Origin of the sequence: Blastomonas sp. CCH1-A6, from assembly GCF_001556365.1 — a bacterium.
Classification (GTDB): Bacteria; Pseudomonadota; Alphaproteobacteria; order Sphingomonadales; family Sphingomonadaceae; genus Blastomonas; species Blastomonas ursincola.
The window spans coordinates 20,820-27,465 of sequence record NZ_LSIS01000248.1; the positions used below are offsets into that span (position 1 = coordinate 20,820).

Sequence of the window (6,646 nt, forward strand, 5' to 3'; positions counted from 1 at the left end):
TCTCCCCTTGTTCTGTTATCCGGGCGGCTCGAGCGGCCCGAGCACGACATGGGCAAAGCCGGGGTGGTCGGTCGTGCGCTTCAGGATGATCAGGTCGGTCCACCGATCGTCAGGAACCGGCAATTCCTTCGCCAGAATGTCGGACAAAGGCTTGGCGATATTGTCCAAATCGCGCCGCCGGTCGCCGATGCCTGCGTCGATGGCGAGCAGCATGGGGGTCTTGTCCGGCCATGCGGGCTTGCCCAGCTCGCGCCATCGGGTCAGCACGGCATAGCGCGCCTCGTTCAGCCAGGCCTTGTAAGCCTCGCTCTTGACCCGGCGCTTGCCGACCGTGGCGAACAGCGCGTTCGTGCTAGGGGGCAGGGGAAGCATGACGGAAAATCGTTCCGGCAGCGGCTCCCAATCGGCGCATGTCTTGTGATTGCGATAGGGATAGGTCATGCCGTCGGCTCCTTGACAGGCGTGCCGGTCAGCAGGCGTATCGTCTCTGCGTCTTCCTCGTCAGGAACGTGCGGGCGGATTTTGCGGAAGTTCCCGGAAAAACACAGAAAGACGGGGTATTCGTCAAAAGAGAGCCAAACCCCTCCGGGCCGATTCCACTTATCCTCTAAACTGGCTTCCAGTAGGCAAACGTCGTTAACACGCGACACCGACCCAATGGCCGGATATTGATTTCCTTCGACGAAATCTTCGTGGAACCCTTCAGAAGAAACACACAGCGCCAGGTCGCCCGGCTGCCAATCGTCCCCGCCGCTCATGCCACCAGCCTCAACCGTTCGATGCCCGCGATGTAGCTGTCCAGCGAGGCGCGCGCGGCGCGCAGCGCGGGCAGTGCGTCCAGCTTCTCCTTGGGCAATTCCACCACGCCGCCGGGACCATCCGGGCAGCGCATGTCGCAGATGGTCGAGACGGCGCGCGCCAGATGACACAGCGGGTCGTCGGTGGCTTTCTGCACCGGCGTCGCGGTCGCGCCGTAGAGGCTGTTATAGGGGTTGACATAGTGCGCGCCGTAGACTGCGCCGATGCGCGCGATGGTGAGCGCATTGAGGTCGGTCGTCCCGTTGCGCGCGTTGACGATCGTGCCCTTGGAGACCCCGAGCCGGTCGGCGGTGTCCTGGTCGGTTTCGTCATGCTCGCGCTGGATATCGCGGATCATGCTGGCAACGGCTTTGCGCAGAGAACTTTGTGTCGGCATGGACATCGGGAGCAATACATTGGTCGGGTCGTCAGCCATTATGACCTCCATGGAAAGGAGCGAAGTCGTAGAGAGAAAAGGGGCGGCAAGCTGGCGGGCCTGCCGCCCTTCTCGACGATTGATCGGCATTCGCGCGCTCATCCATGTTCCCGCTCCCGGACGCGCTTGTTCCTTCCGGTGCCGATCCTTCGCAGCCGGTCATCGCGGCGGCTGTGCTAGGAGCCAGGGCGGGTATTCTGTGTCGCAATGCGCGGGCCCAGCTGCCCGGCTCGCCGTCATCGATGAATGCTGTCATGCGCAGCCCTCCGGGGTGGCGCGATTGGTGATCGCAAACGCCACCCCATCGGCTACAATCGTGTTGGGACGCACGATTGAAAGGAAAGCACGGTGGAACTCGAGCCGGTCGATATTCAAGCAAGGTTGCTCATGCTGGAGCACGTCACTTCGGCCCTTTGGGCAAACTTTATCGCAAACAGCGGCAGCAATCCCGTCGAGACATGCGAGCGGGTCGCATCGGAAAGCATTGACGCTATCGAAACGATCTACGAGCGTAGAACCGAACCTCTGCCAGAGGATTTTCACATTTTGGTTCAGCATATCATTCACCACCAAGAAGCGTTTTGGCGCGCGGTTCGGGAGCAGATTTCCCGTCGATGACGCTTTGGATGCGATCGGCGAATGCTGGGTTGGTCACGGCGATGCTCAGCAGGCCCAAGTGCCGGTTCTGTTGTCGGCATTGCATCGATGCGATAACCGCAGCGGCAATCTCAGCAATCCGTGCCTCTTGCTCGGATGTGAAGCTGGTGGACGTCGGCTCGCTCATGCAGCGGCGTCCTGGTTGGTGCTGCGCGACATTTCGCGCTTGCGAGATGCGTCCCGAGGCGCGCCGAAAATCAGGTCATGCGCCGTGACCTTGCCGCCAGTTGCATCAACGATTGCCTTTATCGCACTATGCGACGCCTGCTGTTCACCGAAGAGAATGCGCCCGATCGATGCGGCACTAAGCCCGGTCTTTCTAGCAAGATCTGCTGGCGTCATCGCGCCGCTGTCAAAATAGGCATCTAGGGTCATGACGCATACTTACACCTCATGTAAGTCAACGGTCAAGCCCGAATTACACCGGGTAGCATTATCAGCTTACGCTCAGTGCCGTATCCTCGACGGCATGAGCGATCGGCGTATCTATCTCAAGGAATGGCGCAAAAAGGCCGGAAAGACGCAGGCCCAAGTGGTCAGCGCGCTGGAGATGCTTGACGACCCCATGCTACCGACAACCGAGGCGAGCTTGTCCCGTCTGGAAAACGGCAAGCAGCCCTATAGCGAACGGGTGCTCCTTGCGCTGGCCGACATCTATGATTGCGAGCCATGGGAATTGATCGGTAGGCATCCGCAGAAGGAGGGTCTGGTAATTGACCTGGTTCGGCGACTTGATGAGCGCGAGCAAGAGCGCGTTCGGGCTTACATCGAAGGCATCAGGGCAGCCAGCAGCGGCGACTAGTCCGGTGGTTCAGGGGGAGATCGCGGCGCTCGGCCTTGCCGATTGGTGGGTTCAAACATTCACCGAGGATGATCGCGATTGGATGGCCAATACCTATGCGCCGATGGGCTCGGACCCAGCGAAGGGAAGGCCTCTGGTTGATGGCTATTCTTCTCGGACGCCTAAGCAGGCTCCATCTCATCTTGCGTTGCTTGCTACGTGGTTCAGTAAGCCAGGACACCACGAATGCGCCCTAGCGGTCGCAGAGAAGTCCTTGAATTTGATGCACGAACAAGTGCCAGTTTTGGAACGGCATTTTGCTTATGCCAATTTGTGCAAGGTGTTTTACCGTTGGCGCGACACCGCTCCGGGCGCGTTAGACCGCGCCATCTTGGTTTGCGAGGCGTGCATCGGTTTTCATGAGCAGGCCGCAACCCTCCTTCGCGCTGATATGGGCGTTGTTCCAGCTCATGCCTGTTTTCGTCAGCTTCGCATCATTGAGGACAAGCGCGGCGACTATGCGCGAGCGATCGAGCTATGCGAGATGGCGCAGGCGGCGGGCTGGGCCGACGATTGGGACCATGAGATCGCCCGGCTCAGAAAAAAGCAGGCGAAGCATTCTTAGCGCCCACCGCCACGATCTGCAGCGGCCGTTTTTCCATTTTCCTACATGGCGCTTCGCTGGCATGGTTAGCGCGGGCGAGTCGATTTGCTCCGCATCCAGTGTAAGAAAAGTTGCGTCAGGTGTAATTTAGACTTGCAGTGAACTTACGCGGGGTGTAAGTATGTCTCCAGCACACGGAGACAGCCCATGCAGACCAACTCTTTCACCATCGATAAAAACGTGCCGCTGCCGGAACGCAAGCCGGGCAGGGAGGCAAAATACCCTTTTGGCGAGATGGAAGTTGGGGACAGCTTCGAGTTCCCCTTGCATAAGCACAACTCGATCGCGCCCGCCGCTCGGATGTGGGGACGCCGGTTCGGAACCAAGTTCGCCACCCGCAAGATCGACGCTGAAACCGGGCGCTGCTGGAGGGTCGCATGACCGCCCTCCCCCGCCGCTGGCAGTTCGCCCAAGAGCCTGACGCTCTCCCCATCCAGCTTGTCGAACAGCTCGAACGCCTGACCGATGGCCAGCGCCTGACGCTGCTTGGCGGGCTGCTCGATATGCCGGGAGCCAGCACCTACGAGTTCGCATCCGATGACGTGATGGACGAGCTGCTGCCGGTCAGCGAGGCTTACCGCGAGACCTATGACAAGGTGCGCTCTGTTGTCGATTACGAGGCAGGGGAGCGGGGGCAATGAGCGCCGATAACGCAAGCAATCTCGCCCTGCTCATCTGGGAAGCTGTCGGCGACCTAGACCGCATTGATGAGACGCCGCACGGCAAGGTTCCGGCGCTACTTGATGCTCTTTCAGAAAAGCTTGTTCGGGCAGCAATCGATGCTGAAGCAATCAAGGCTGTTCTGGCCAGCATGGAGCGCCCGTAATGACCTATCCGACTGCACAATTTGCAACCGTGTATCACAGTGGGCGCAGGCGCTACCTAACACTTGAGGCCGCCTGCCGCGATGCGGCTCGTCAACGGGTTTTCAAGGCAGTCCATGAAATGGGCGAAGACCTATCTAGTTCTGATGACTGGTGGAGGCCGCGCGTTGACCGCCTTGCCCGCCTGTATTTGCGCTGGGCCAAGCATGGCCGAAACCCCTCCTGACTTCCGCTGGTGGATTGCCGCCCTCATCGTCGGCGCTGCCATTGATGCAGCTATTATCTGGATAGCATTGGAGCTTTTCAAATGAGCAAGACAGCACATATGCCGCTGCGTCTCAACGCAGGCGACGACCTGCGCATCATGGATTGGTTCAACAACCCCGTTTGTGATGTGAAGTGCGGCGGCATGACCGGGCGCACAGTTGCGGATGGTGAAGAGATAGCCGCCGCCATCGCAGCCGTGCCCGACATGTTTAAGGCCCTTCAAGATTTAGAATACTGGTTCAACACCGACCAGGAAATTCTGGACGCGATGGATGCGGACACCCGCGCTGACCATGAACGGCAGCTTGGGAAGATCCGCGCGGCCATCGCCAAAGCGAAGGGGCTGGTAGCATGACCGCCCACACCAGATCAATGGCAGCCTGCCTGGAGGATGCGGAGCGGGAGATTGGCCGCGTTGATGCGCTCAGATCAGGACTGGAAGCCCTCGGCTTAGTTGCGACCATCCTTGTTTGGCGGCGCGCCAAAGCCTGCCGTGACCAGCGCCTCGCCATGCAGATCGAGGACGACAAGACGCTCGATGAACTTGAGCAGATCGAGCACGAAACCCGCCTTGCAGCGCGATCCGCTTGTGAAGCTGTCGGCATTGACTGGCGGACATTGGGAGAACTGTGATGGTTCGCTGTCGAGATTGCGCGCTCTACGATTTGCCTAGGGTTCAGAACAAGCGCGGGGCCGTGATGTCTGATCGCGTTGCCAAGTGCCTATGGGTTTCGACCGAGGTTTGGCCCGTCCACGTCTCCTATGGGTCAAGGCGCGCTGCTGGGGCCTTTATGGCGCCAAACGACGAGCATGATTGCCAGGTTTTTAGGGAGCGTCAAGCATGACCCCCCGCACCGCTGTCTCCGACATAATCACCACCGTCACTGTCTGCACCATCGGTGCGGTTGTGATGACCTTTGCGCTGGTGGCTTTCACGTAATTCCAACCCCAAGGGAGATGGCGGCCTGACTTAACAAGCGCGCCATTCAATTTGATGACCGAAGAATTTGGCCCCCCGATAGCAGTCAACGGCAAGAGGCCGGAGTGGCTGGGGGATGATGATAAGTGCCTTCCGTTTTGGCACGATGAAGGGTGGTATAAATCCTCAAAAGGTTCCGATGCTGATTGTGTGGCTTGCTGGCATCTTGTTACCCAAGTCCGCCTCCGCGCCGATCACCCCTATTACCAGAGCGCCGAATACAAGGCGAGCGTGGCAATTAACGCTGCCGATCTGGAAAAGGCTTGGGATGAGGAAGAACGCTGGGAAGGCGACTTCAATCGCCCTGATCTAGAGAGCGTAATCAAGCGCCTCGAAGCCGCTGGCTACACAGTAACCCCGCCTTCTGTCAGGGCTAACGTTAGAAGCACGGTTGTCCCTGTATGGGCGCTCGACAGGGCCGCCAACATGGCGGGGTGGGATTGCTGGGACGCGGTGCACCGCGATAACGACTTCCTGCGTGACAGCATCATCGCCCATGCGGAAACAATCACCAAGCATGTAACCCCGCCCGACCCGCTGGCTGGGGATCGGGAGTTTATCGCGGGCATGTGGCTTTCGGCTGACTGGGATGCTTCGGCGGAGGCTTATCGGGCAGGCCATCTTGATGACTATGTGCGCAAAATCATGGCCTACCTTCGTGCCAACAAGGGGAGGCTGTGATGCGCTCTATAGAGCAGATCCGCGCCAAAGCTGCGGAGCATTTCAACGGCACCGATGGGTTCGACAACTCTACCCGGAAGAACGCCTACGAGTGCGAGAAGTGCGGCAGCTACATCGTCACCGTTGACCGCGAACCGGGCGTCACGCCGTTCATGGTCAGCTGCGGCAACTGCAGCAGTATGGCCACGTCCAAGTTCTACCGGGTGCAGGCTTACCTTGAGCCGACGCACGAATGGTATCGGCCTGAAACGCTCGCCGGCCTCAAGGGAGGGGTGCGTGAGCACGTTGAGAATGGCGGGCTGCTGCTGCGCAAGATCGGCGGCGGCGACTCCAAGCAGGGCTGGCAGAAGCCGGACAGCACCATGGCAAAGGCCGAGGCAGACATGGAAGCGCTTCGGGCGTCCTTTGAGATGGCGAAATTCGAGGCCAGCATGGCTGATCGCATGAAGGGCTATCGCGCCAACATCATCAAGCCGAAGCCCGTCGAATCGAAGATCAAGCGCGAGGATTACCCAAGCCGTCAGGCTTACCGCCATGCGCTGGCGAAGCAGGGCAAGGG

The 6,646-nt window shown here is 59.6% G+C and carries 16 protein-coding genes; 10 read left to right on the forward strand and 6 right to left on the reverse strand.

Annotation, left to right across the window (positions count from 1 at the left end):
- Window positions 1–15 precede the first annotated feature (15 nt).
- The 6 genes from AX735_RS11755 to AX735_RS11775 form a co-directional block, all read right to left on the reverse strand.
- Window positions 16–441: a RusA family crossover junction endodeoxyribonuclease gene (locus AX735_RS11755; RefSeq protein WP_066280251.1), complete on the reverse strand. Its 426-nt coding sequence runs from the start codon at window positions 439–441 to the stop codon at window positions 16–18.
- Window positions 438–758, reverse strand: coding sequence for a hypothetical protein (locus AX735_RS11760; RefSeq protein ID WP_066280254.1), 321 nt, complete (start codon window positions 756–758; stop codon window positions 438–440). The genes AX735_RS11755 and AX735_RS11760 overlap by 4 nt, the downstream gene beginning before the upstream one ends.
- Window positions 755–1,156, reverse strand: a complete 402-nt coding sequence (locus tag AX735_RS11765; protein WP_156447485.1) for a hypothetical protein — start codon at window positions 1,154–1,156, stop codon at window positions 755–757. Before AX735_RS11765 ends, AX735_RS11760 begins: the two co-directional genes overlap by 4 nt.
- A gap of 330 nt (window positions 1,157–1,486) precedes the next feature.
- Window positions 1,487–1,801, reverse strand: a complete 315-nt coding sequence (locus AX735_RS25820) for a hypothetical protein (protein WP_202189563.1) — start codon at window positions 1,799–1,801, stop codon at window positions 1,487–1,489.
- Window positions 1,794–2,018, reverse strand: a complete 225-nt coding sequence (locus tag AX735_RS25140; protein ID WP_156447486.1) for a hypothetical protein — start codon at window positions 2,016–2,018, stop codon at window positions 1,794–1,796. The genes AX735_RS25820 and AX735_RS25140 overlap by 8 nt, the downstream gene beginning before the upstream one ends.
- A complete protein-coding gene (locus tag AX735_RS11775) occupies window positions 2,015–2,266 on the reverse strand; it encodes a transcriptional regulator (RefSeq protein ID WP_066280260.1) in 252 nt (83 codons plus the stop codon). Before AX735_RS11775 ends, AX735_RS25140 begins: the two co-directional genes overlap by 4 nt.
- On the opposite strand from AX735_RS11775, the gene AX735_RS11780 reads away from it, so the two are divergent.
- From AX735_RS11780 to AX735_RS11820, 10 genes are all read left to right on the forward strand, one after another.
- The gene (locus tag AX735_RS11780; protein ID WP_082751063.1) at window positions 2,265–2,693 is read left to right on the forward strand and encodes a helix-turn-helix domain-containing protein; all 429 of its coding nucleotides are present in this window, start codon (window positions 2,265–2,267) and stop codon (window positions 2,691–2,693) included. The two genes, AX735_RS11775 and AX735_RS11780, sit on opposite strands and share 2 nt — an antisense overlap.
- Window positions 2,605–3,297, forward strand: coding sequence for a hypothetical protein (locus AX735_RS11785; RefSeq protein ID WP_156447487.1), 693 nt, complete (start codon window positions 2,605–2,607; stop codon window positions 3,295–3,297). Before AX735_RS11780 ends, AX735_RS11785 begins: the two co-directional genes overlap by 89 nt.
- 186 nt (window positions 3,298–3,483) lie before the next feature.
- Complete coding sequence (locus AX735_RS11790) at window positions 3,484–3,717, forward strand: hypothetical protein (protein WP_066280268.1); 234 nt, start codon at window positions 3,484–3,486, stop codon at window positions 3,715–3,717.
- Window positions 3,714–3,977 carry a hypothetical protein gene (locus tag AX735_RS11795; protein WP_066280271.1) on the forward strand — a complete coding sequence of 88 codons (264 nt, stop codon included), beginning with the start codon at window positions 3,714–3,716 and terminating at the stop codon, window positions 3,975–3,977. Before AX735_RS11790 ends, AX735_RS11795 begins: the two co-directional genes overlap by 4 nt.
- Window positions 3,974–4,162, forward strand: a complete 189-nt coding sequence (locus tag AX735_RS11800) for a hypothetical protein (protein WP_066280274.1) — start codon at window positions 3,974–3,976, stop codon at window positions 4,160–4,162. The genes AX735_RS11795 and AX735_RS11800 overlap by 4 nt, the downstream gene beginning before the upstream one ends.
- Window positions 4,163–4,276: 114 nt before the next feature.
- Window positions 4,277–4,471 carry a hypothetical protein gene (locus AX735_RS11805; RefSeq protein ID WP_066280279.1) on the forward strand — a complete coding sequence of 65 codons (195 nt, stop codon included), beginning with the start codon at window positions 4,277–4,279 and terminating at the stop codon, window positions 4,469–4,471.
- Window positions 4,468–4,782 (forward strand): hypothetical protein, encoded by a 315-nt coding sequence (locus AX735_RS11810; RefSeq protein ID WP_156447488.1) that lies wholly within the window; start codon window positions 4,468–4,470, stop codon window positions 4,780–4,782. Before AX735_RS11805 ends, AX735_RS11810 begins: the two co-directional genes overlap by 4 nt.
- Window positions 4,779–5,060, forward strand: coding sequence for a hypothetical protein (locus AX735_RS25145; RefSeq protein WP_156447489.1), 282 nt, complete (start codon window positions 4,779–4,781; stop codon window positions 5,058–5,060). The genes AX735_RS11810 and AX735_RS25145 overlap by 4 nt, the downstream gene beginning before the upstream one ends.
- A 361-nt stretch (window positions 5,061–5,421) precedes the next feature.
- Complete coding sequence (locus tag AX735_RS11815; protein WP_066280286.1) at window positions 5,422–6,087, forward strand: hypothetical protein; 666 nt, start codon at window positions 5,422–5,424, stop codon at window positions 6,085–6,087.
- The coding region (locus tag AX735_RS11820) for a hypothetical protein (protein WP_066280289.1) at window positions 6,087–6,646 on the forward strand (560 nt) is incomplete at its 3' end. The genes AX735_RS11815 and AX735_RS11820, both read left to right, overlap by 1 nt.